Origin of the sequence: Enterobacter sp. 04-C-12-SI-ECC (assembly GCF_047530715.1) — a bacterium.
GTDB classification, from domain to species: Bacteria; Pseudomonadota; Gammaproteobacteria; order Enterobacterales; family Enterobacteriaceae; genus Enterobacter; species Enterobacter bugandensis.
This window is the reverse complement of sequence record NZ_JBLKDI010000008.1, coordinates 52,210-76,212: the sequence shown is the minus strand read 5'-3', so window position 1 is coordinate 76,212 and position 24,003 is coordinate 52,210. Positions and strand designations below refer to the sequence as shown.

13 protein-coding genes are annotated in these 24,003 nt (G+C 61.3%); 7 read left to right on the top strand and 6 right to left on the bottom strand.

Annotated features, from left to right (window positions below):
* Nucleotides 1–11 precede the first annotated feature (11 nt).
* The 4 genes from ACMWL8_RS12940 (at nucleotide 12) to ACMWL8_RS12925 (ending at nucleotide 4,708) form a co-directional block, all read left to right on the top strand.
* Complete coding sequence (locus ACMWL8_RS12940) at nucleotides 12–1,562, top strand: hypothetical protein (protein WP_045260886.1); 1,551 nt, start codon at nucleotides 12–14, stop codon at nucleotides 1,560–1,562.
* A complete protein-coding gene (locus ACMWL8_RS12935; RefSeq protein ID WP_045260885.1) occupies nucleotides 1,559–2,515 on the top strand; it encodes a carbamate kinase family protein in 957 nt (318 codons plus the stop codon). Before ACMWL8_RS12940 ends, ACMWL8_RS12935 begins: the two co-directional genes overlap by 4 nt.
* 1 nt (nucleotide 2,516) lies before the next feature.
* Complete coding sequence (locus ACMWL8_RS12930) at nucleotides 2,517–3,896, top strand: amidohydrolase family protein (RefSeq protein ID WP_045260884.1); 1,380 nt, start codon at nucleotides 2,517–2,519, stop codon at nucleotides 3,894–3,896.
* A 77-nt stretch (nucleotides 3,897–3,973) separates the two neighbouring features.
* Entirely contained in the window at nucleotides 3,974–4,708 is a 735-nt protein-coding gene (locus ACMWL8_RS12925; RefSeq protein WP_045260883.1) for a class I SAM-dependent methyltransferase, read from the top strand.
* Here the strand turns inward: ACMWL8_RS12925 and ACMWL8_RS12920 are convergent.
* Complete coding sequence (locus tag ACMWL8_RS12920; RefSeq protein WP_045260882.1) at nucleotides 4,702–5,304, bottom strand: short chain dehydrogenase; 603 nt, start codon at nucleotides 5,302–5,304, stop codon at nucleotides 4,702–4,704. The two genes, ACMWL8_RS12925 and ACMWL8_RS12920, sit on opposite strands and share 7 nt — an antisense overlap.
* A 97-nt stretch (nucleotides 5,305–5,401) precedes the next feature.
* Between ACMWL8_RS12920 and ACMWL8_RS12915 the strand changes: the two genes are divergently transcribed.
* Nucleotides 5,402–6,289, top strand: a complete 888-nt coding sequence (locus tag ACMWL8_RS12915; protein WP_045260881.1) for a LysR family transcriptional regulator — start codon at nucleotides 5,402–5,404, stop codon at nucleotides 6,287–6,289.
* A gap of 20 nt (nucleotides 6,290–6,309) precedes the next feature.
* Nucleotides 6,310–7,491 carry a PLP-dependent aminotransferase family protein gene (locus ACMWL8_RS12910; protein ID WP_045260880.1) on the top strand — a complete coding sequence of 394 codons (1,182 nt, stop codon included), beginning with the start codon at nucleotides 6,310–6,312 and terminating at the stop codon, nucleotides 7,489–7,491.
* A 45-nt stretch (nucleotides 7,492–7,536) separates the two neighbouring features.
* On the opposite strand, the gene ACMWL8_RS12905 is transcribed toward ACMWL8_RS12910, so the two are convergent.
* Nucleotides 7,537–7,956, bottom strand: coding sequence for a nuclear transport factor 2 family protein (locus ACMWL8_RS12905; RefSeq protein ID WP_045260879.1), 420 nt, complete (start codon nucleotides 7,954–7,956; stop codon nucleotides 7,537–7,539).
* A 97-nt stretch (nucleotides 7,957–8,053) separates the two neighbouring features.
* Here ACMWL8_RS12905 and ACMWL8_RS12900 point away from each other — a divergent pair, with 97 nt between their 5' ends.
* On the top strand, nucleotides 8,054–8,770 hold the full coding sequence (locus ACMWL8_RS12900; RefSeq protein ID WP_045260878.1) for an AraC family transcriptional regulator: 717 nt from the start codon (nucleotides 8,054–8,056) through the stop codon (nucleotides 8,768–8,770).
* Between the two features lie 152 nt (nucleotides 8,771–8,922).
* On the opposite strand, the gene ACMWL8_RS12895 is transcribed toward ACMWL8_RS12900, so the two are convergent.
* The 4 genes from ACMWL8_RS12895 to ACMWL8_RS12880 form a co-directional block, all read right to left on the bottom strand.
* Complete coding sequence (locus tag ACMWL8_RS12895) at nucleotides 8,923–10,092, bottom strand: HlyD family efflux transporter periplasmic adaptor subunit (RefSeq protein WP_088204896.1); 1,170 nt, start codon at nucleotides 10,090–10,092, stop codon at nucleotides 8,923–8,925.
* A gap of 10 nt (nucleotides 10,093–10,102) precedes the next feature.
* Nucleotides 10,103–12,298 (bottom strand): type I secretion system permease/ATPase, encoded by a 2,196-nt coding sequence (locus tag ACMWL8_RS12890; RefSeq protein WP_028014148.1) that lies wholly within the window; start codon nucleotides 12,296–12,298, stop codon nucleotides 10,103–10,105.
* Nucleotides 12,295–13,689 (bottom strand): TolC family outer membrane protein, encoded by a 1,395-nt coding sequence (locus tag ACMWL8_RS12885; protein WP_045260877.1) that lies wholly within the window; start codon nucleotides 13,687–13,689, stop codon nucleotides 12,295–12,297. Before ACMWL8_RS12885 ends, ACMWL8_RS12890 begins: the two co-directional genes overlap by 4 nt.
* 80 nt (nucleotides 13,690–13,769) lie before the next feature.
* Nucleotides 13,770–23,870: a BapA/Bap/LapF family large adhesin gene (locus tag ACMWL8_RS12880; RefSeq protein WP_045260876.1), complete on the bottom strand. Its 10,101-nt coding sequence runs from the start codon at nucleotides 23,868–23,870 to the stop codon at nucleotides 13,770–13,772.
* Nucleotides 23,871–24,003 lie beyond the last annotated feature (133 nt).

The following is a 24,003-nucleotide window of genomic DNA, read 5'->3' as shown; positions in this document are numbered from 1 at the left end:
GGTATGCATCCATGAAAAACATGAAACTGGAGTGGAAAAGAGGTGACTGGGCGGCCTATTTCGGGTTGATGACCAACAACCTGACTAATTTGCTGACCATGATGGGGTTGCTCATTTTTGTCGTCGGCATCCCGAAGGAGATTGTTTATGGACGCATCGCGCCGGCCTTCGGGCTGGCGGTGCTGGTAGCGAGCTTATGCTACACATGGTTTGGCCTGCAAATGGCGCGCGCCACCGGACGTACGGACGTCACCGCGCTGCCGTCCGGCCCGAGCGCACCCTCGATTTTTACCGTGACCTTCCTGGTCCTGATGCCCGTCTACCAGCAAACCGGCGATGCGGATTTCGCGATTCAGATTGGCCTGGTGTGGTGCTTTGTGGAAGCAATGATCCTCGCGGGCGGCTCGTTCCTGGGGGAGACCATCCGCAAGATGATCCCGCGTACCGTGCTGCTGTCATGCCTGTCCGGTCTTGGCCTGCTGCTGCTGGCGATGAACCCAATGTTGCAGGCGTTCGAAGCGCCCACCGTGTCGTTCATCGTTCTGCTGCTGATCTTCATTAACTGGTTCGGTAAAAAGCCGATTTTCGCCAAAATCCCGACCGGCCTGCTGCTGCTGATTGCCGGAACAGCGCTGGCGTGGATTTCCGGACTGCAAAGCCCGGATGCCATTAAGGCGTCCATGTCATCCTTCGGCTTTAATCCGCCGGAAGTGCACGTGGACAGCTTTATGCAGGGCCTGCCGCACGCGCTGCCTTATCTGGCGTCTGCCGTACCGCTGGGGCTGGCGAACTACATCTTTGACCTGGAGAACATCGAAAGCGCCCACGCAGCGGGGGATGAGTACCCGACCCGCAAGGTGATGCTGGCGAACGGCCTGGCTTCCATGCTCGGCTGCCTGATGGGCAACCCGTTCCCGGTCACGGTCTACGTGGGCCATCCCGGCTGGAAGGCGATGGGGGCGAGCATCGGCTACACGCTGGCGTCCGGCGTGACCATGTTCATCGTGCCGCTGTTCGGGCTGGGGGCCTTTATGCTCGCCATCATACCGATGACCGCTATCGTGCCGATTCTGGTGTTTATCGGCGTCGTCACCGCCAACCAGGTGGTGCGGGAAACCCCCAAAGTGGAGGTGCCCGTCATCTTTATCTGCCTGTTCCCGTGGATCGCTAACTGGGCGCTGACCATGATGAATAGCGTGATGAGCGCGGCGGGAACCAGCGCGGCGAAAATTGGCACCGACGTGCTGCACAGCAAAGGGATCTACTACGAGGGGCTGATGCACCTCGGCAACGGTGCGCCGCTCGCCAGCATGCTCTGGGGCTGTATCGCTATCTTCGCCATCATTAACAAACCGCTGCGCGGGGCCGTCGCCGCCGCAGGAGGCGCGCTGCTGGCGCTGTTTGGCGTGATCCACGCGCCAGTGGTGGGCTTTGCCGAGGGCAGTTCCCTGATGTTCGTCACGGCCTACCTGATGATGGGTGGCATGTTTGTGGTGAAGCATTTCCTCGACAGCCGCGAAGTTGCGAGCGCTGAAGTTACTGTTGCGAAGGAAAACGTATGAAAGAGCTAATGGTCGTCGCCATCGGCGGCAACAGCATTATCAAAGACAACGCCAGCCAGTCGGTTGAACATCAGGCGCAGGCGGTCAAAGCGGTGGCCGAGTCTGTGCTTGAAATGCTGGCCTCCGACTATGACATCGTCCTCACCCACGGCAACGGCCCGCAGGTGGGGCTGGATCTGCGCCGCGCCGAGATCGCCCACGAGCGGGAAGGGCTGCCGCTGACCCCGCTGGCAAACTGCGTGGCGGATACCCAGGGCGGTATCGGCTATCTGATCCAGCAGGCGCTCAACAACCGCCTGGCGGCGCGCGGGGAGCAAAAGGCGGTCACGGTCGTCACTCAGGTGGAGGTGGATAAAAACGATCCCGGCTTTAAGCACCCGACAAAACCGATCGGCGCGTTCTTCAGCGAGGCGCAGCGCGACGAGCTACAGCTCGCGCACCCGGACTGGCATTTTGTCGAGGATTCAGGCCGGGGCTATCGCCGCGTGGTGGCCTCGCCCCAGCCGCTGAGCATCGTCGAGGCGGATGCGATTAAGGCGCTAACGCAGAAAGGTTTTGTGGTCATCGGCGCGGGCGGCGGAGGCATTCCCGTGGTGCGCAGCGAGCAGGGGGATTATCAGAGCGTGGATGCGGTTATCGATAAAGATCTCTCCACCGCGCTGCTGGCCCGTGAGATTTGCGCCGACGTGCTGGTGATAACCACCGGCGTGGAGAAAGTCTGCGTTAACTTCGGCAAACCAGACCAGCAGGCGCTGGACACCGTCAGCGTGGCACAGATGACGCGCTACATGGACGAAGGCCACTTTCCGGCGGGCAGCATGCTGCCCAAAATCGTCGCCTCGCTGGCATTTTTACGCCACGGCGGCAGGCGCGTGATCATCACCTCGCCGGACTGCCTGCCCGCGGCGCTGCGCGGTGAAACGGGTACCCACATTGTTAATGAAGGAAGATAAGATGAGTGAAAACAAAAGCCGCCGCGAGTTTATCAGCCAGAGCGGCAAAATGGTCACCGCCTGCGCGCTGTTTGGCGCAACCGGCTCCGTCGCGTATGCTGCCGACTCTGCAAAGCCACTCTGCGAGACCGGTAAACCGATGAACATCACCGCGAAACATTACTATCTGGACAACGTGCTGCTTGAAGCCGGGTTTAAATTCGATGGCAGCGTGGCGACAGGCACCCGCACCGAGCTGAAAACGCTGGAGATTAAAGACGGTAAAATCGTCGCCCTGCATGATAACAACAGCCACGCCGACGCGACCCTGCCGCACTACGACGCGGGTAAAAAGCTGATGCTTCCGGCGATGCGCGACATGCACATTCACCTGGATAAAACCTTCTACGGCGGCCCGTGGCGCTCCCTGAACCGTCCGGCGGGCACCACCATTCAGGACATGATCCGCCTGGAGCAGAAGCTGCTGCCGGAGTTACAGCCCTACACGCAAGAACGCGCCGAAAAGCTGATCGACCTGATCCAGTCCAAAGGGTCCACCATCGCCCGCAGCCACTGCAATATTGAGCCGGTTTCCGGCCTGAAAAACCTGGAAAATTTGCAGGCGGTGCTGGCGCGCCGTAGCGCAGGTTTTGACTGCGAAATCGTCGCCTTCCCCCAGCACGGCCTTCTGCTGTCGAATTCCGAAAAGCTGATGCGCGAGGCGATGCAGGCGGGGGCGCATTACGTAGGCGGGCTGGACCCAACCAGCGTTGACGGCGCGATGGAGAAATCCCTCGACACCATGTTCCAGATTGCGCTGGACTACGACAAAGGGGTGGACATTCACCTGCACGAAACCAGCCCGGCGGGCGTGGCGGCGGTGAATTACATGGTGGAAACCGTGGAGAAAACGCCGGAGCTAAAGGGGAAGCTGACCATCAGCCACGCCTTCGCGCTGGCGACGCTCAACGAGCAGCAGGTGGATGAGATTGCCACCCGCATGGCGGCGCAGCAGGTGACCATCGCCTCCACCGTGCCGATTGGCACCCTGCACATGCCGCTGAAGCAGCTGCGGGAGAAGGGCGTGTTTGTTATGACCGGCACCGACAGCGTGATTGACCACTGGTCGCCGTACGGTCTGGGTGACATGCTGGAGAAAGCCAATCTGTACGCCCAGCTCTATATTCGCCCGAACGAGCAGACGCTCTCCCGCGCGCTCGGCATCGCCACCGGCGACGTGCTGCCGCTGAACGATAAAGGTGAACGCGTATGGCCAAAAGCGCAGGACGACGCCAGCTTTGTGCTGGTGGACGCCTCGTGTTCCGCCGAGGCGGTGGCGCGCATTTCTCCGCGCACCGCGACGTTCCACAAGGGAAATCTGGTCTGGGGTACGGTGGGCTAAAAGCGAGCCGGGTGGCGGCTTCGCCTTACCCGGCAATGTTTTATACTGGGAGTCACATTATTTAAGAGGGATCTGCCATGGCACAAAACATCTACGACAACCCGGCGTTTTTTGAAGGCTACGCTCAGCTTCCGCGTTCGGTGCACGGGCTGGACGGTGCGCCTGAGTGGCCTGCGCTCAAGGCAATGCTGCCTGATTTAACCGGCAAAGCGGTTATCGATCTCGGCTGCGGTTACGGCTGGTTCTGCCGCGCGGCGCGCGAGCTGGGCGCGTCTGACGTTACGGGCGTCGATATCTCAGAAAAAATGCTTGCCCGCGCGGCTGAACTGACGGATGACGTGCAGATTCACTATCAGCGTAGCGATCTGGAATCTCTTCAGCTTCGCGAAAACAGTCTCGATCTTGTCTACAGCTCGCTGGCGCTACACTACCTGCCGGAGCTGGGCACGCTATTCGCCAACGTTCAGCGCGCGCTAAAACCGGGTGGCAGCCTGGTCTTCTCGATGGAGCACCCAATTTACACCTGCGCCACCCGTCAGGGCTGGCTGACCGACGACAGCGGCGAGCGGTTCTGGGGCGTGAACCATTATCAGGACGAAAGCCAGCGCGTCAGCAACTGGCTGGCGGATGGAGTGATTAAATACCACCGCACGCTGGGCACCACGCTTAACGCGGTGATAAAGGCCGGGTTAACGATAAGTGAAGTCAATGAGTGGGGACCAACGCAGGCGCAGATTGACGCCTGGCCTGCATTGTCCGAAGAGGCGGAGCGCCCGATGCTGGTGCTGATGTCCGCCCGTAAGGCTCAGTAACCTACCTTATACACCCGCCCGCTCTGCACCCCTTCCACGCTGCGGCGGTAGGCCTGGGCCACGGTCGCGGCGGGAACGCTTTCAAAGCCAGGGAAGAACCCGTCATACGCTTCGGCGGACTCCGTCAGTACCGTTGGGCTAATCAGGTTAATGCGGATCCCGTGCGGCAGTTCGCAGGCTGCGGCGCGGACAAACCCTTCCAGCGCCGCATTGACCGTGGTGGCATTCACGCCCTGCGCAATCGGCTCGTGCGCCACAATCCCGCTTATCAGCGTAATCGAGCCGCCTTCGTTCAGATAATGCTGGCCGGTCAGCGCCAGACGCACCTGCCCGAGCAGCTTGTCCTGCAGGCCCTGGTTGAAGTCGCTGTCCTTCATGGTCGCGAGCGGGCCAAAGTAGAGACCACCGCTGGCGGAGACAATCGCGTCCACCGGGCCGATTTTCTCAAACAGCGCCTGCACGCTCGCCTGCGAGGTGATATCCACCTGGTAGTCGCCCCGCGTGCGGCCTACGCGGATGACCTCGTGACGACGGCTTAACTCTTCGGTTACGGCTCGACCGACCGTACCGCTGGCACCAATAATGACGATTTTCATATCCGACTCCTCATGTTGTGAGCCCTCATTCTTTAATAAATAAAAAGTCAGATAAACTGGGCTAAAGTTAGATGATTACTAACCAGGGGTTTGGAATATGGATAAACTTCGCGGCATGGAGACGTTTATCGCGGTGGTAGAGAGCGGCAGCTTCACCGGCGCGGCGGCGCGGCTGGAGATGTCGGCGGTGATGGTCGGGAAATATATTGCGCTGCTCGAATCTCAGCTCGGCACGCGGCTGCTGGAGCGCAATACCCGTCGCCAGAGCCTGACCGACGCCGGACGCGTTTATTTCGAAGAGGCCAGGCGCGTGCTGGAGCAGGTCTCGATTGCCGAAAGCGCGGTTGAACGGCTGCGCGCGGCGCCCGCCGGCACCCTGCGCGTCACCGCCCCCACGTCGTTTGGCGGCTGCGCGATCGCCCCTCTGACGGCCACATTTTTGCAGCGCTACCCGGAAGTGCGTATCGAACTGGATCTCACCAACCGGATGGTCGATCTGGTGGAAGAGGGGGTCGATCTGGCCATTCGCATTGGCGATATCCGCAATGACGATCTGGTGGCGAAATATCTGTGTCCCTACAACATGGTGATCTGCGCCGCGCCGGATTATCTGGCGCGACACGGCACGCCGCAGACGCCCGCCGATCTGGTGGATCATCTGTGCCTGTCGCACACGGTGTGGACCGCGCGCAACGAGTGGCGGCTGCCGGGTGCGGAAGGGGAGGTGCGCTGGAAGCGGGATGCGATCTTAAGATGCAACGACGGCTACGGCTTACGCATGGCGGCGCGAGCCGGGGCAGGGCTGCTGCTGCAACCGGAAGTGCTGGTGGCGGAAGAGCTGGCAAGCGGCAGGCTGGTGCGTGTGCTGGAGCCGTTCACGCCCGCGCCGAGGCCGGTGCATTTACTGTGGCGTCAGGATTTGCGTCCCCTCCCTAAGCTAACGGAATTTATTGCTCATATTCTGCTAAGATTGGGCACAATATAAAAAAAGAAGGTAATCAAAGAATGTCTGCAAACAAACTCGCCAGCAGCGCGCAGGGCCTGCAATCATCTGCCATCCGTGAATTATTAAAACATAGCAAAATGGCAGGCGTGATTTCGCTGGGCGGCGGTATTCCCAATCCGGACCTGTTCGATCGCGAAGGGCTTAAAATTGCCGCCGATGCCGTGTTGTCACAGAATTTTGGCGAGGCGTTCCAGTATGGCCTGACGGAAGGCGTACCGGGGCTGCGCGAAGAAATTAAACGCATCTGCGAGGGGCGCGGCATCGCCTGTAAGGCCGATGACGTGGTCATTACTTCCGGCTCTCAACAATCTCTGGACGTGCTGGCGCGTGCGTTAATTAATCCGGGCGATACGGTTGTCGTTGAACGTCCTACCTATCTCGCCGCGCTGCAGGTCTTTGGCCTGGCACAGGCGAATTTTGAATCCGTCGGCACCGACGGCGACGGCATGAAGGTCGATGAACTTGAAGCGCTGGTGGCGAAGAAAACCATCAAGGCGGTTTATATCGTTCCAACCTTTGGTAACCCTGGCGGCGTAACGCTTTCAGAAGCGCGCCGTAAACAGCTGGTGGAATTATCAAAGCGCCATGATTTCGTGATTATCGAAGACGATCCGTACAGCGAAATTAACTACACCGATGACGTGTTCCGACCGCTTATTGCCCATGCGAAAGATATCGGCAATGAAGATAACGTGGTGTACACCTCTACCTTCTCCAAAATCCTCGCGCCGGGCACCCGCGTGGGCTGGGTGCTGGTGCCGGAATGGCTGAAGCGCGCGGTGGTGAACCTCAAGCAAACCACCGATCTGCACACCAGCACGCTGTCCCAGCTGATGACCTACGAGTACCTGAAAACCGGGCGTCTGGCGAACCAGATTAAAACGATCCGCGAGGCCTATCGCCAGAAATACCAGACGTTTGCAACGGAACTGGAAGCCGAGCTGGGCGATGTGATGTCGTTCCACAAGCCGAAGGGCGGGATGTTCCTGTGGGCAAAAATGAACAACGGCATGAATACGACGAAATGGCTGGAAAAAACCTTAAGCAACGGCGTGGTGTTTGTACCGGGCGAGTTCTTCTACTGCAACGAACCGGACCCGACAACGCTGCGCATGTCATTCGTCACCCCAACGGATGAGCAGCTTAAAGAAGCGGTTCGACGCCTGAAGATCTCCCTGTAACAGAGCGCGCATAACGGCAGTTGCCGTTGTGCGCGCAGGGTGAGCTTATTGCGTGGCGTGGGCGAGCGCGCGGTCTGAAGCATCGCCGCCGATCGTCTGCGTCACTTCATGGATACGACAGATTTTCCCCTCGCGCAGTGTGGCAAACATATACACCTCTAATTCCGCCTGGCGACCATCTGGATATGTCACCGTAGCCCAGTGCCGGTCTGCTAAAAGATTCTCGTGACAGGCCAGCTCTTCAACCCTGAATGCGATCGCGCGGATCTGCGAGCGGACGTGGTTCAGGTGCTGCACAAAACCCCGATAATCAAGCGCGTGACCATCCGTGTACTGCTGGTAATCGGGCGTGAACACCTCTGCGGGATCTAATTCGCCTTTGAACAAGCGGCTTAACAGGCACGCCATTTTCTCGCGCTGTAGGGTATTGTCAGGCTGGGCTATCAGGGTTGTGATGATGCTCATGTTGGCTCCTTGTGTAGTCGAGCCACCATTATCCTTGACAGTCGACGGCGCAGTTTCTGTAATACGTCGATGAATAACGATTTTCGGCCAGGATAAGATGATCGGTACAGAGACGCTTTGTCATCCCGGCGGTTACCGCACCGCGTGGCACAGCCATCCCACCGGACAGCTCTGGCGTATTGCAACGGGGCTGCTGGTGATTGAGACCCAACAGGGGCGTTCGGTTGTACCGGCAAACCATATTGGCTGGATCCCGCCGGGCCAGCAGCACGCCGCCTTTTCTGAAAGCGCGATAGAAGGCTGCGCTATCTATCTTGACCCTGCGTGCTGTGCAATGCTTCCCGATGTCCCCGCGCTGTTCGAGCCCGACGATCTCACTCATGCACTGTTTTCCCGCTTAAGCGTTGCAGAAAACGAGTACGATCCGCGAAAGCTCACTCTGCTGCTGGATGAGCTTGCCCTGACGCCTCAGGTGCGCTTTTATCTGCCCGTACCGACGGATCCGCGTCTGAAGAACGTGGTCAGCCACTTGCTGCAGTGTGTCGATGATAATCAATCGGTCAAGAGCCATGCCAGCCATGCCGGGATGAGCGTGCGTACGTTTAACCGTCGATTTAGCGCCCAGACGGGAATGAACTTCGTCAACTGGCGGCAGCTGGCGCGCGTCATGCAGGCAATGGATTGGCTGGCGGCGGGGAAGCCGGTGGGATGGATTGCGCTGTCCTGCGGCTACAGCAGCGTCAGCGCATTTATTGAGGTTTTCAGAATGTGGACCGGTAAAACGCCGGGGCAGTGGGGGCTTAAAGGTGGCTAAAGTGAACGGAATGACCACCACAGCCGTATGTTCCCCTCACCCTAACCCTCTCCCCAAAGGGGCGAGGGGATTGTTCAGTGCTAGCATTAATGTGTGGGGAACCCTCAGCCTTTGGGGAGAGGGAGAAGATCGTAGCCGCTGCCCGGCGAAGACTATCGCTCCCTCAGCGCCTCCTTCGCCCGGTTAAACGGCTTGATCAGATAATCCAGCACCGTTTTCTCTCCGGTCTTAATGTCCACCGTCGCAATCATCCCCGGCACGATCGAGAAATGCCTGCCCGCCTTGTTCACCAGGTAATCCTGGCTGGTGCGGATAAACACGCGGTAGTAGAACACCTCCGGCTTGGCCTCGTCCTGGATAGTGTCTGGGGATATGGTCTCCACCACCCCGTGCAGCCCGCCGTAGATGGCGTAATCGTAGGCGGTGATCTTCACCAGCGCCTCCTGGTTCGGGTGGATAAAGGCGATATCGCGCGGCGAGAGGCGGGTTTCAATCAGCAGATGATCGTCCACCGGCACAATTTCCATCAGCTCGCCGTTGGGCGGTATGACGCCGCCGATGGTGGTGACTTTGATATTTTTCACGATCCCGCGCACCGGGGATTTTACCGTCAGGCGGGTGACGGAATCCTCGCGGCCTTTGAGGATCGCCGAGACCATATCCACCTCGGCGTTGGCCTTGGATAACGCCTCGCGCGCCTGAACGTAATACTGGGAACGCACGTCGGTGAGCTTCAGCTCTAGGTCGCTTTTCTGCCGCTGCAGGCGGAGCACTTCCACGTGGCTGGCGGCGCCGGTTTTTACCAGCCGCTGGGTGATCGCCAGCTCTTTGTTTGCGAGATCTAACGCTGAACGCAGTTCACGCTGCGTGTCCTCAAGCTGCGCGCGGCGCGAATTGTAGAGCCGCGTTTCGGCGGCGGTCAGTTCGGTCCATTTCTCCAGCGAAGGCGGGAACTTCAGCGGCAGATCGTTCACCTCGGCGTACAGACGGGCGCTGGAGGCCAGCGACGCGCGGTAACGCGCCGCGCTTTCGCCGACGTTCGATTCGGAACGCGTTGGATCCAGCCGCGCCAGCACCTGTCCGGCCTGCACCTGATCGCCTTCGTGAACGTTCAGCTCGGTGAGGATCCCCCCATCCAGCGACTGCAACACCTGCTCGCGCGAGCTGGGGATCACTTTTCCGGTTCCCGTTGAGACTTCATCCAGCATCCCAAACCACGCCCAGACGCCCAGCGCCACAAACATCAGCAGCGAGAAGATCACAATCCGCCGCGCGCCGGTATAGCCGCTTTCGGAGTCGAGCGCATTATCCAGATCGTCCATCGCCGCTACGTCACGCTGACTGATTTTCATTTTTCCACTCCCGTCCGGTTGCTGCCTGCTGCTGTTGCTGCATGCGGCTGTTGTTCAGCGCCTGCGCTTTTGGCGCGTCCATGACCAGCATCCCATCTTTCAGTACGACCACGCGCTCCACCAGCTCCAGCACCGGTACGCGGTGGGTGGCGACAACCAGCGTCCGGTTGCCGAGCCACGCCCCCAGGCGCTGGATAAATTCCCGCTCGGTGTGTTCATCAAGGGAAGCGGTCGGCTCGTCCATCAGCACGATATTCGGATCGCGCAGCAGCATCCGCGCCAGCAGAATCGACTGCCGCTGCCCGCCTGACAATCCCACGCCGTTCTCCATAATCGGGTAGTCCAGCCCCTTTGGCAGCTTCTGCACAAAGCTGGCCGCGCCGCACATCTCCAGCACCTCGAAGATCTCTTCGTCGGTGGCGCGCGGCATGCCGAGGGTGATGTTCTCGCGCAGGGTGCCGTAAAACAGCCGCGCATTCTGGGTCATAAAGCCGACGTTTCGCCGCACGTCGGCCACGTCCAGATGCGGCAGGCTGAGGTTGTCGAGCCGCAACTCGCCGGCGGCCAGATCCATGCCGCCCGCCATCGCCTGCAGGAGAGTGGATTTGCCCGCGCCGTTACGCCCGAGGATCGCCACTTTCTCGCCCGGCCTGATCTCCAGACGGTTAATGCGCAGCGCCATGCGCGGATCTTCCGGCTGATAGCGGAACTGCGCCTGCTCGAAAAGGTAGTGTCCGCGCAGCACGTCCTGGCGGATCGGCGTCTCTTCACGCTGATTTTCCGTAGGAAGCTGCATAATGCTGTCCAGCCCCTCTTTGGCGGCCTTAACCTGCTGCCAGCGGGCGAGCACGCCGCACAGCGTCGCCATCGGGGCGATCATCCGCGAGGCCAGCATCGAAGCGGCCACCACCGAGCCGGTGGTCAGCGTGCCGTCAATCACCATCGGCGCGCCAACCACGATCACGGCGGCGTAAACCAGGCTCTGGACGGTCATCCCCCAGCTGATCAGGTTCTGGGTCAGCTCGCGGGTGCGTAGGCCGGATTCCGCGGTGATCTGGATATAGCTGTTCCACTGCTGCAAAAAGCGGTTCTCCGCCTGCATCAGCTTGATGTCCTCCAGCCCCTGCACGCTCTCCACCAGCACCGCGTTGCGCAGGGTGGATTCATGCGCCGACTGCTTCGCCAGCTCCGCCAGCTTCTTTTGCAGCAGCAGGCCCGGCAGGACCATGATTACCGCCGCTACCGGGGCGATCCACGCCAGCTGCGGCGCGATGATCGCCAGCACCACCACAAACAGGAAGAAGAAGGGCAGATCGACAATCGTCGAGATGGTGGAGGAGGTGACCATCTCGCGGATCTGCTCCAGCTCGCGCAGCTGGGAGATAAAGCTGCCGGTGGAGCGCGGAATGGCGCTGTGGCGCAGCCGCAGCGCGTGGCCGAACACGCGATCCGAGACGCGCAGATCCGAGCGTTTGCCCAGCAGATCCATAATGTGCCCGCGCGCAACGCGCAGTACAAAGCCAAACAGGGTGGCGATCAGCACCCCGATGGTCAGCACGTAGAGCGTCGGGTAGGACTGGGCGGGGATCACCCGGTCATACACCTGCATGGAAAAGACAATGCCGGAGAGGGAGAGCACATTGATAAACAGCGCCGCCAGCATCACCCAGCTGTAGGGACGCAGGTCGCGCATCACCAGCCGGTAGAGCCAGTCCGGACGGTACTTTGAGATGTAGGCGTCCACGCGGCTGTCTTTCAGCGCGGCCAGTGGACGCAGGGCGATAACGTGGCGGATGGCGGGCAGCATTGCGCTCATCGACAGGCGGTTGGTGTATGTCTTGTCGTCGAAAAAGCTGACCTCGAGCGTATCTTCTCCGTCGAAATTCTCGATCACGCCGATTTTTCCGTCGTTCAGCGCCACTACCACCGGCAGACGCCAGCTGTTGATCGACTGCTGATCGGCCGTCAGCAGCTGGAACGTCAGCCCGGCTTCACGGGCAAGCTGGGTCAGCGCGGGCACCATCGGTTTGCCTTTCAGCCAAGGCGCGCCCGCGACGAGCGAGCCTGGCGAACAGGCAACGCGGTAGCGCGTGGCGACAAAGCCAAACGCCTGAGCCCACTGCTCCAGCGCCTCATCCGTCATCGTTTCCCCCTGCGGGATGTCGCGTTGCTTCATGGCTGGATCTCCACGGTCTGGATGGTGCGGTTATCAAGATCGAACGCATGACGCAATTGCCCGGTGTTATAGAGGCAGTTGAGCTGCAGCTGACCGAGGGTCTGCTGCTGGGTAAAGCGCGCCTGATAGACCTCCTGCTCGGCGTTGAGCACGTCCAGCAGCGGGCGCGAGCCGAGATCGAGATACTGCTGCTGGTAGAGCTCGCGGGTGCGGGCGCTGAGCGCCTCCTGGCGGCCCTGAATTTGCAGCGTGCTTTGCAGGCTCATGACCTGGCTGCGGGCCTCCAGCAGCTTCTGGCGGACATCGAGGCGCGTGCGCTGAATGGTCGACTGCGCCGCTTCCACCGCGTGACCGGCGGCGTTGCGTCGGGCGGTGAGTCCGCCGCCCTGATAGAGCGGCATCTGGACTTTCACCCAGGCGGAATATTGGGTGCGGTCCCGCGTTTCGTTACCCGCGTAGCGATCGTTCAGATAGTGACGGACTTCCGGCTCCAGCGAGACGGTTGGCGTCATCTGCGCGTCGGCGTAGTCAAGGTTAGCCTGAGCGACGTTCGCCTGTGCCCAGGCAGCGAGGACCGCAGGCACCAGACGATCGTCCGGCTCGGCGATATCGCAGCTGCGGGCCAGCTTCTGCGGAAAGTCATTGCTGATATCGTTCAGGCTGTTCCAGCCGAGAAAGCTCATCAGCGTGGCGCGGGCGCTGTCGAGGCTGGCCTGATACTGCATCAGCTGGGCGCGCGCCCCTTCAATGCGCGCGTCGGTCTGCACCACGTCAGAGAGCGAGGTGGCCCCTTCGTCGTTACGCAGGCGGGTCAGCTTGCCGATTGATGAGAGGGCGTCAAGCTGCTCTTTGGCGGTGTCGACCATCTGCTGCCAGGTTTGCACCTGCACCATGGCGATAGCGGTATCGTGGGCGATGGTGTCGATGCTGACCAGCACGTTGGCCTGCTGCTGGGCGACCCCGGCGTTTTCGGCCCGCACCTGGCTTGCCACTTTGCCGAAGTCGTAGAGCATCTGTGAAAGAGAGAGCACCAGCGACGGCGTAAAGCCGTTCTGGTCGCCGTCGTGGGAATACCCGTTGTCCATGCCGGCGTTGATTTGCGGATAGTATTTCGATTTGGCGACGTCGACCTCTTCGTTCTGTTCGTAGAGTTTGCCCACGGCTTCAGCGATCGCCGGGTGCCAGGTGACGGCGCGATTAACGGCCTCGCCAAGCTGTAGTGAACCGGGAGCGGCTTTGCCTGCCACCGGGGCGACGCGGCCATTCAGTGAGGGGAGTTCCTGCGTTTCGCGGAGCTGTCCGGTATTGATGGTTGCCGCCGGGTTTGCCGCGATGGCGGGTATAGATATCAGGCAGCACGAGAGCCACCAGTAAGGCATCTTTATTCCCATGTCTTGTCCCTAATAAATAAGTACAGCTTTATTATTTATGCCCGGGCGCTGTGCGCCCGGGTCATGTCCTGCAGGTGCTATCAGGTAATGATGTGTTGCTGGTTCACAAGCTCGTCGTACGTGGTCTGCACGTTATCAAGCGTAACGAGTGCAGTATTAGTGTAGGTGCTCCCTGCGCCGTCACGGTCGATGGAGATCACAGTGTTGCTACCGCTTTGCGTGACATTGATATAATTCCCCAGCGAGGCGGTATTACCGTCCCAGCCCACCAGCAGATCGCCAATGTCGATCTTGTCTCCCTGCGCCAGGGAGAAGTTCGTCCAGTGGTCGCCGCCGGCGCTGGTGATGTTGCCCCCCGTCGCGTTGCCCGCCGTGCTGTTCAGCACCTGATAAATCAGCGTGTCGCCGTAGGCCGTACCGCTAATCACATCGTTATGCTCCGAACTGATAAATTTCGGCGCCATGTTGATGGTCAGCGACGCGGTGTCGGTGGTGCCGTTGGCATCGGTCAGGGTGTAGTTAAAGACCTCCTTCGTGGTAATGGTAGAGAGCGATATCCCCGGGTTGAGCGTATAGGTGTAACTGCCGTCTGCGGCAATCGCCAGCGTGCCGTAGTGACCCGTGATGCTCGACTGCGTGCTGCCGGTGTAGGGATCCAGCGTAGTGGTAACGCCGTCGTAGCCGGTAATGCTCACGCGGGTATCCACCGAGTGCAGCTGGTCCATCGTCCCTGCGGAACCGGTGCCGTCGAAAATGTTGCCGTCAACGGTGTGGGTGCCCGTGGCGTCGAATTGCGATAGCGAGTAGCTTGTGCCGGTGACGCTTGGGGTGATGGTGATATTTCCTACTCCCAGCGGCCCCATTCTGCCGGTATAGCTCAGGGTGTAGGTCCCCGCCTCCAGGTCGAGACCCGTCAGGTTGACCGTTGCCGTGCCGCCCAGCAGCAGCCCGCCGTTGAACGAGCCGGTTCTGACGGTGGTGGCGCCGTTGGTCAGCGTCCAGTCAACCGTCAACCCTGTAAGCGTCAGCAACGAGGCGACGTTAAACGACAGCACCACGTTGTGCAGCGCGGTATTGGCATCCACCACGAAGGTGCCGGAGCCGGAGCCTTGGGTTGAAGCGAGCAGCGCGGCGTTCCAGCTCGCCGACCCGACGGTTGTATCCGAGTACGCGGCGGTGTGGTGTACCGACGTCACGTCCATCGCGGTGCTGACATCATTCACCGCATCCATCGGCTGCGCGGTTGGGGTGATGTTGAGCGAAGCCGTGTCTTTCGTGCCGTCCGGCGCGGTAATGGTGTAGACGAAGGTATCCGGGGTGCTGATGTGGTCAACGCCGACGCCGCTATTCAGGGTGTAGGTGTACTCCCCGGCAGCGTTGATGCTCAGCGTACCGTACTCGCCGGTAATGTTCGTCAGACCGCTGCTGTTCACCGCTACGCCGTTAACTTCCGTCACCAGCGTGCCGACTGGCGCAATATCATCCGACAGAACGTCCCCGGTAGTGCTCGCGCTGACGCTCGCCACGCTGTAGACATGATCCTGCAGCACGTTCAGCGTGTAGGCCGTCAGGGCGGTGATCCCTGCAGCCGTATTCAGCAGGAACAGGTACTCACCGGCCGGCAGTTGCAGCGTCAGCTGAGGCGAGGTGCCGCCCAACAGCGGCGCGCGCAGCCAGCCTGGTTCAACGCGCATCTGCTCGAAGGTCTGGGTCGCATTGTTGAACTTATAGACGTACAGATCAAACACCGACGCCAGCGCCACGCCGCCCACGGAGGCCTGGATGGTCATGGTGCGGGTAGTGCCTTCCTCCACGTTATAGATGATGGGATTGGTCATATCGTCCAGCAGGTTCAGCCCCAGCGTGTTGCCGAGATTGATTCCTACCAGGGTAAAGCCGCCCTGGGACGACGTACCGTTGTTAATCGCGTTGACGGTGGTATCGAAGGTCAGCGAGTTCGTGTCGTCAACCGCGACAATACCGCTGGTGGCGGTACCGGTGCCCAGCGACAGCACCAGATTCGCCGACGCGCTGACGCCGTTATGCGTGATGGTGTAGCTGAAGCTCTCCGTCCGGCCAATCACCGATGCGCTGGTGTTGGTCAGATCGTAGGTGTAACTGCCGTCGCGGTTAATGGTCAGCGTACCGTACTGACCCTGGATCACCGTGCCGTCGGCAGTGACGCTGGTGGTGACACCCTGGGCGTTAGTGACGGCCGTGACCGTTGCCCCTGCCGGAGCGTTGTCGCTGCCTGCGGTTGGGTCAACGTCGGTGATCACGTTACCGCCGAGGCTGGTGTCGCCCGTAACGGTGCCCGGCCCGGTCTCTTTCACCGCCACGTCGAGGCTGGTGTAGGAGCCGGTTGCCAGCAGGTTGGTGTTATAGCTCAGCACGCGGTAGTTGCCGTCTGCCAGCCCGGTCAGGTTCAGCGATACGCCGGTTGCGCCGAGGGTCAGCAGGTCAGCAAACTGCGGCTGTCCGGTATCGACTACGGTAGTCCAGGTGTTGTTAACGGTGTCAAAGCGTTGAACCACCAGCTCAAGGGTGTTGAGCAGAGAGAGCACGGCCCCCGTGGCGTTGGCGTTCACGACGATATCCGCGCTGCCGCCGCTGCCCACGGTGAAGTTGACCTGAGCGGTGTCATTACCGAGCAGCGTCAGGACGTTGCCCACGGCGCCGACCAGCAGGAAGCCGTAGTCGCTGTACTGGCTGTTGGTGACGGTGGCCGTGGTGCTGAGATCCAGCTCTTCGACATTATTGCTGGCGGAGAGCGGCACCACCGGCGCGAGCGCCGAGCCGGGCTGTGAGATATTGCCCGCCGCGTCGGTGGCGGTGATTTGCAGCGTCTGGCCTTCAGTCTGTTTGTTAACGAAGGTGTAGCTGTACGTGCCGTTGCTGCCCGCTGTGGTCGTGACCGTTGAGCCGTCCGCGAGACGGATGGTGACGGTACTGCCTGCTTCAGCATTGCCGGTTAATACGCTACCGTCGGCGTTGAAGGTTCCGGTTGGTGCCGTTGGCGCGGTCAGATCGACGATAATCGTCGTCACGGCCGATGCCGGGCTGGTGTTGCCTGCGGCATCGGTGGCCGTGGCGGTGAAGTTGTGGGTGCCCTGCGTCAGCGTGGTGGTTTCCGGCAGCGTCCAGTTGCCATTGCCGTCGGCGGTGACGGTGCCCACCAGCGTGATGCCATCGTAGATCCGTACCGTTGCATTCGCTTCGGCGGTCCCGCTAAGCGCCGGACGCGTGTCGTTGGTCGGGTTGGTGCCGGTTACCGGTCCGATGACGCTGCCGACATCATCAATTACCGAGCTGATGACCGGCGCTGCCGGAGCAAGGGTATCGACGTTAATCGTGTACCCGGCGGTTGGCGCGCTGGCATTGCCCGTCGCATCGGTGGCGGTAAAGGTCAACGTGTGCGGGCCGTTGCCCAGCGCCGGAGAAGGCGTATAGCTCCACGCCCCGCCGGTGGCGACCACGCTGCCAATCTGCACGCCGTTATCGAAAATTTTCACCGTAGAACCCGCTTCCGCCGTACCGCTGAGGGTTGGCTGCGCGTCGTTGGTTATTCCTCCGTTCGCGACTGGCGTTGCCGCATTGCCAACGTCATCCAGAATGCTGGTGAGCACCGGCAGCGCTGGCGGCGCGGTGTCAATCGTCAGACTGAAGCTTGCGGACGACGCGCTGGTGTTGCCTGCGGCATCCGTAGCCTGCGCGGTGAAACTGTGCGCCCCCTCTGTCAGCGTGGTATTGAGTAAGATACTCCAGCTGCCGCTGCCGTCTGCGGTGCCCGTCCCGACCAGCGTGGTTCCCTCATAGATATTCACGGTGGCAAACGGTTCGCTGGTTCCGACCAGCCGCGGTACGGTGTCGTCGGTCGTCTGCCCGGACGTGATTGGCCCGGTAATGCTCCCCACATCGTCAATCGCCTGGCTGATAACCGGTGCGGTGGGTGCCGTGCTATCGACAACCAGCGTAAAGCCTGGCGAGGCGGGGCTGATGTTCCCTGCGGCATCGGTGACCGTGGCGGTCCAGGTGTGGCTGCCAGCCGCCAGCGGCGTGGACGGCGTAAAGCTCCATGCTCCGGTACCGTCTGCCAGCGCGGTGCCGACAGGCTGCCCGTTTTCATAGATGGTGACCGTGGCGTTGGCCGTTGCGGTGCCGCTCAGCGTTGGCGTAGTGTCGTCGGTGCTTTGCCCGGAAGTGAGCGGGGTTTGAATACTGCCCACGTTATCTGCCGCGGCTGAAATGACCGGCGCAGACGGCACGCCCGTATCCACCGTCAGGTTAAACGGTGCCGTTGCAGTACCCACGTTGCCCGCCGCGTCGGTGGCGTTGAAGGTAATGGCATGCGGTCCGTCGATCAGATCGATACCCGGCGTGAAGGTCCAGCTGCCCTGGGCATTGACCACGGCGGTGCCAATTTCGTTGCCATCAACAATCACGTGCACCGTAGAACCCACGTCGCCCGTACCGTTGAAGGTCGGACGCGCGTCGTTAGTGCTGTTACCCGACGTGAGCGTCCCCGTGATCGGTGCGACATCGTCAATCACGCTGGTCACCACCGGCACGCCGGGGCCTGCGGTATCGACGGTGAAGGCGAAGACCGACGAGTTCGCCGAGGCGTTGCCCGCGGCATCCGTTGCGTACGCGCGCAGGGAGTAGCTGCCGTCGTCCAGCGGCGTGGTCGGGGTGAAGGACCAGTTACCGTTTCCGTCGACGGTCGTCGTACCCAACTGCGTACCGTTATTCATGATGTAGATGGTGCTGCCTGTCTGTCCGGTGCCGCTAATCGTTGGGGTGTTGTCGTTGGTCGCCTGCCCGCTGATGAGATTGCCCGTGACGCCGCCAGGGACGTTATCACTTACCGTATCCAGCGTTGGAACTGTCGGCGCCGTGAGGTCAACCACCACGCTCCACGGGGCTGAGACCAGGCTCAGGTTACCCTGCGGATCGGTTGCCTGAACCGTGAACGCGTGTGGCCCTTCGACAAGCGCGGTCTCTGGCGTAAAGCTCCACGCGCCGGTGCCATCAGCCGTAACCACGGCAATCTGGGTAGCGCCATCGAAAATGGTCACGATGCTGTTTGCGTCCGCTGTCCCCGAAAGGGTTGGCGTGGCGTCGTTCGTTTCGCTGCCGCTGGCTACCGGGGTGGCGGTATTGCCCACATTATCCGTTACGCTGGTGATGACCGGCGTGGTGGAAATTGAATCCACCACGATGGTGAAGTCCGCCGAAGGACCGCTCTGATTTCCCGCCGGATCGGTCTCGCGGATGGTCAGAACGTTACTGCCTTCTGGCAGGGCGGGCGTGGTGTAGCTCCAGGTGCCGGTATTACCAACCACCACGCTGTCCAGCAGCACGCCGTTGTTGTAGATGGAGATGGTATCACCCACCGCGCCAGTGCCGGTGAGGGTTGGCTGGCTGTCGTTGGTGGTCTGGCCGCTGGTCAGCGGACCGGTGACAGGACCCACGTCATCAATGACCGAGCCAATAGTTGGCGTGCCCGGCGCGGTCAGATCGACGGTTACGCTGGCCGCCGGAGAGCGGCCGCTGGTGGCACCGTTGAGGGTCGCGGTCACCTCAAAGGTGTGCAGCCCCTCGCCAAGCGCGGCCGGCGTATAGCTCCAGTTGCCGCTGCCGTCGGCGGTCACCGTTGTTAATGGCGTCGTGCTACCGTCCTGATAGATAGTAATCACGCAGCCCGCTTCGGCCGTACCGGTAAGCGTTGGCGTGGTGTCGTTGGTGGTTTTGCCTTTCACATCGCCGGTTACCGGGTCCACGTCATCGACGATGGCCGTAATAACGGGAACCTGCGGCAGCTCAAGCGGCGAGTCGGTGACGATAAAAGGCACGTCAGCGCTGGCATTTCCTGCGGCGTCCGTGGCGGTCACGGTCAGCGTGGTTGGATCCAGCTGCGCCGGGCTCAGCGCAATGGAGAAGCTGCCGTCGCTGCCGACAACGCCGGTACCAATGACCGTGCCACCGCTGTCTTTCACGGTAATGGTGCTTCCCTCTTCGCCGGTACCGGTCAGCGGTGTCCCTTCATCAGCCAGGAGCATGTTGCCCGGATCGGCCGGGGCGACGGTATCGACCGTCACGCTCAGCGGTGCTGAACTGCCAGAGAGGTTACCCGCCGGATCGCTGGAAGAGACGGTGAAGGTATATGTAGCATCCGGCAGCGTCGCGTCGGCAGTCCAGCTCCAGGTGCCATCCGGCTGCACCGTTACCGTCACGGCAGATGGCGTGCCGTTTACGGAAACGATCACGGTAGTTCCCGGCTCACCGGTCCCGGTAAGGGTTGGCGTGCCGTCCTGCGTATACAGCTGGTTGTTGGAGAGCTGGCTGTCAGCAACGGCGCTAATGACGGGGATTTCCGGCGCAAGGGTATCAAGCGTGACGGAAACGACCGGGCTCGGCGCGCTGACGTTACCTGCGGCATCGACTCCCGCAACGGTGATGTTCAGCAGGCCGTCCTGCTGTGGTGGCAGGACAAAGCTCCATTCTCCGTTAACGACATCGACACGTCCTACCTCAACGCCGTTGTTGTAAACGATGACCGTGTCGCCAGTCGTGCCGGTACCTCCGACGGTTGGCGTCGCATCGGTGATTAAGCCCCCATTCGGCTGGCCCCCGACGGCGTCAAACACCGGGACATCCGGTGCTACGGTATCCACGGTAATCGTAATCGCTGGCGACGGGTCAGAGACGTTGCCCGCTTCATCGGTGGCGGTCGCGGTATAGACGTGGCTGCCTTCCCCAATATTACTGTCAGGACGCCAGCTCCAGTTGCCGTTGCTGTCTACCGTCACGGTGCCCACGATGGTCGGTGTGCCGTTAACGGTATCAGTGATGTTGATAACGTCATTCGCCGTACCGGTGCCGCTCAGGACCGGGCGCGGATCGTTGGTGGTTCCGCCATCGGGAACGGGGCCGGTTATCTGGCTGACGCTGTCGGTGATCACCGGTGCTGCTGGTGCTGTTGGCGCATCGGTATCAATGGTGATGGTGACCGGCTGGGACGGGGCGCTTTCGTTGCCCGTGCCGTCCATATTGGTAACGGTCAGGGTAATGTCATAGGTGCCGTTAGGCAGCGGGGTAGCTGGCGTCCAGGTCCAGTTGCCGGTGCCGTCCACGAGCACATCATCAAGCTTGACCCCACCGTTGTAGATGGTCACGGTATCGCCCGGATTGCCGGTGCCGCTCAGGGTCGGCGTGGTGTCGCGGGTGGTTTCTCCCGGGTTCAGCGGCGTTTCTGTGCCGTCAGGATTGACGGTGATTGCCGGGATATCCGGCGTTGCTGGCGGAACGGTATCTACCGTCAGCTCAAACGGCGTTGAGATGGTGGTATTGCCCGCGGCATCCGTGGCATGCACCGTCAGCGTATGCGGGCCGTCGGTGAGCGGGATAACGGGGGTAAAGCTCCAGCCGCCGCTGCCGTCGAGGGTCGCGGTGCCGAGCAGGGTGGTACCGTCATAGACGGTAATCACCGCATCTGCCGGGGCGGTGCCGCTCAGGGTCGGCGTGGTGTCGTCGGTGGTGTCGCCGCTGGTAAGCGGCCCGTTAACGCCGCCGACGTCATCGGTTACGGTGGCGATGGTGGCCGCCGCTGGCGGCGTGGTATCGACGGTCAGGGTAAAGCCGCCTGACGGCTGGCTGGTATTACCCGCTCCATCGGTGGTGACGGCGGTAAAGGTATAGGTGCCGTTAACAAGCGGTGTAGTTGGGGTATAGGTCCACGTGCCGCTGCTGTCGATCACAATTGTCGTGAGATCGACGCCGTCCTGGCGGATGGTGACGGTTGAGCCCGGCTCCGCGGTGCCGTTGAGCGTCGGCGTGGTGTCATTGGTGCTGTCGCCAGAGTTGAGCGCGCCGAGGCGCTCTGGCACGTCATCCACCACCTGGGTAATGACCGGCGCATCCGGGGCAACGCTGTCAATGATGATGCCCCAGCTGTTGGAAACGTCGCTAATGTTTCCCGCCGCGTCAGTTGCGACGGCGGTCAGGGTATGTTGACCCTCAGCGATCGGGGTGTCCGGAGTGAAGCTCCACGCGCCGAGGCCATCGGCGACGGTGGTTCCAATATCAACCCCATCCACGCGGATGGTGACCGTGGCGTTGGCCGCGGCGGTACCGCTGAGCGTCGGGGTTGAATCATTAGTGGTCTCATTGAGGTCGAGCGAGCCGGTTCGTTCAGGCACATCGTCAACGACCTGCGTAATCACCGGGGCGGCCGGTGCCGTCCCGTCGACGATAATGGTCCACGCGTTCGATTGCCCGCTCGGGTTGCCGGCGGCATCCGTTGCCGTCGCCGTCAGCACGTACGTACCATCGGCCAGCGGTGAGGGCGGCGTAAAGTTCCACAGGCCGGATGAGGGGACGGCCACCGTGCCGATGATATCGCTGCCGTTGAAAATCGTGATGGTCGAACCGGGTTCGCCCGTGCCGTTCAGGGTCGGCGCCCGGTCGTTGGTCAGCCCATTCTGGTCCACGGGACCGGTTGTGTTCAGCACGTCGTCAATCACCGACACGATAACCGGGGCCTGCGGTGGGGTGATATCCGGCGCTGCTGCGGAGGTTGCTGGCCCCGTGTTGCCCGCAGCGTCGGTGGCGTCTGCGGTCAGGATTTCGCCGTTGAGCTTAGGCGGGGTCAGCGTCAGGCTAAAGTTGCCCTCGCTGTCGGCCACAGGGGTGCCAAGGATAGCGTCGCCTTCACGGATGGTTACCGTGCTGCCAGGCTCCGCGGTGCCGGTGATGGTGCCGCCATCATTCGATACGACGAGGTCGCCGGGGGCCAGCGGCGGCGTGGTGTCCACGGTGAAGATGATTGGCTCTGAGGCCGCACTCTGGTTTCCGGCTGCATCGGTTTCAACGACGGTTATCGTGTGCGTTCCGTCCGCGAGCGGGCCGTCTGGCGTGACGCTCCAGGTGCCGTTCGGCAGCACCGTTGTGGTTCCAACCGCGACGCCGTTATCGTAGATAGTGATTGTGCCACCGGGCTCGCCCGTTCCCGCCAGGATCGGCTTTGACGCATCGGTAGGCGTGCCTGCGGTTATGGTCCCTCTGATCGCACCCGTGTCGTCGGTCAGCACAATCGCGGTCGGCGCGGTCGGCGGGGTAAGATCCACGGTGAGGGTAAATACCGTTGAGGCCGGTCCGAGGTTGCCGGCGGCGTCGGTTGCCCGCACGGTAATCTGGTGGGTGCTTTCAGTCAAATCGGTTGACGGAGTAAATGTCCAGGTGCCGTTGCTGGCGACGAGCGCCGTGCCAATGGCGACTCCGCCATCATAGATGGTTACGGTGGAGCCCGCCTCCGCGGTGCCGCTGAGCTGCGGGCGTGGATCGTTGGTGCTGCCGCCGTTGGTGACCGACCCCGTTTGAGGATCAATATCGTCCGTCACGCTGCCGATCGTTGGGGCATCGGGTGCGGTGAGATCCGGCGCCGTAATCGTTGTGCCCTGGCTGGTATTCCCGGCCGCATCCGTCGCGGTGGCGGTCACCTGTTCGCCGTTGGTCAGCGGAGTGCCGAGAGACACGGTAAAGTTGCCGTCACTGCCGGTTTTTCCGGTGCCAAGGACGTTGCCGTTCGCGTCTTTCAGCGTGATGGTACTGCCGGGCTCGGCGGTACCGGTGACGCTTTTACCGTCCGACGAGAACTGAAGGCTGGAGGGGGCATTCGGCGGTGTTGTATCCGGGTTGGTGGGATCGACTGGCGTACTGGGGTTAGGATTGTTGTTATTCCCATCATCGTCATCCCCGCCGCCGCCGCTGGAGCTTGCCACCGCCGCGATGGCGCCAGCCGCGACAATGCCGCCCAGCGCCCACGGCCAGATGGCGGCACCACCTGCATCACTCCCGGATGCAGCCAGCAAGGCGTCCGTGGACGCGATGGATTCGTACGTGGCGGCCCCGGTGGGATCTTCAATCCACCATAACGCACCGTCACTCTCCTGGAGCACCAGCTGGCTCACGCCCTGCGCGTCGGTGACATAGAAATTTTTAAGGGTGATCACTTCCCCTGAGTGCAGTGTCACCACCAGATCGTTACCACTTCGCGCGAAGTGGGAGACATCGGCTCGCTCTAAATGAAGCTCAACGATAGAGGAATGGCTCAACGTAACCTGTGTGCCTTCCGTAGTCGTTTCGACGCCAGTGAGTTTTGATATAACAGAGATTTGGCTCATTTAGGTATTACTCCAGCAGAGTTATCGTGAACGACGAGCAAGACGAGCCATCTCTGGAGAAGGTAAAGGGCGCCCCCGGCGGAGTTACTGTTTTTTAAACAGCACTCACCGTCTTTTTTAGAGCGAACGATGC